We start from the raw sequence: 1052 nt of genomic DNA, 5'->3' as shown, positions 1-1052 counted from the left end.
CGCCGAGGGCACGCCGCGCGGCCTGATCAACGAACACCTCGAGAGCGACGTCGTCGAGGTGTTCGGCGATGGTGCGCTCGCGATGGCGGCACAGCATGCGGGCCTGGCCGAGCGCGTCGAGACCAGCGGCGAGACGGTGTTCTTCTACCTGCGCCGGCCGCAACCGCTGCTGCAGGCGCTGGCGCAGCACCACGACATCCGCACCTTGCACCGGCCGGCGAACCTGGAGGACCTGTTCCTGAAGCTGACCGGTCGCCAGATCCGCGACGACGCATGAAGGGCCGACGATGCTGATCTCGTTCTATGCCGCTCCCCGCATCACCGCACGCTTCTGGCCGGTGGTGCTGCGCAACCTGCTGGTGTGGCGAAAGCTCGCCGTGCCGAGCGTGCTGGGCAACATCGCCGAGCCGCTGATCACGCTGGTGGCGTTCGGCTACGGGCTCGGCTCGATGATCGGCCAGGTGCAGGGGCTGCCGTACATCGAGTACCTGGCGTCGGGGAGCATCGCTGTCAGCGGTGCGCTGGCCGCGACCTTCGAGGCGCTGTACTCGGCCTACTCGCGCATSCAGGTGCAGCGCACCTGGGACAGCATCATGAACGCGCCGATCGCGCTCGACGACATCGTGTTCGCCGAGATGCTGTGGGCGGCGATGAAGTCGGTGTTCACGGTGGCGGCGATCATGGCGGTGATCTTCGTGCTGGGGATCAGCCGGGCGCCGACGATGCTGCTCGCGCTGCCGGTGCTGTGCTTCATCGGCGTGACATTCGCCTCGATCGCGCTGGTGTTCAACGCGCTGGCGCAGAGCTACGATTTCTTCACCTACTACTTCACGCTGGTGATGACGCCGATGACCTTCCTGTCGGGCGTGTACTTCCCGATCGAGCAGATGCCCGGCTGGCTGCAGGTGATCGCGCATGTGCTGCCGCTGACCGCCGCGGTCGACCTGGTGCGGCCGCTGATCCTCGGCCAGTGGCCGCAGCAGGTGGCGCTGCCGGTGCTGGTGCTGGCCGCCTACGCGCTGGGCGGCTACTACCTGGCATTGGTGCTCACC

Annotated in this window: 1 protein-coding gene and 1 pseudogene; both read left to right on the top strand. The window is 67.5% G+C overall.

The annotated features are described in order from the left end of the window. Nucleotides 1-277: pseudogene (locus tag AC1D12_RS33935) on the top strand (nodulation factor ABC transporter ATP-binding protein NodI); the annotation flags it as partial. Nucleotides 278-287: 10 nt separating this feature from the next. Then, on the top strand, nucleotides 288-1052 hold a 765-nt coding region (locus AC1D12_RS33930; RefSeq protein ID WP_477845466.1), incomplete at its 3' end, for an ABC transporter permease.

It is taken from the genome of Rhizobacter sp. P1_G5 (genome assembly GCF_056405435.1).
This window is presented reverse-complemented; position numbering and strand designations above follow the sequence as displayed.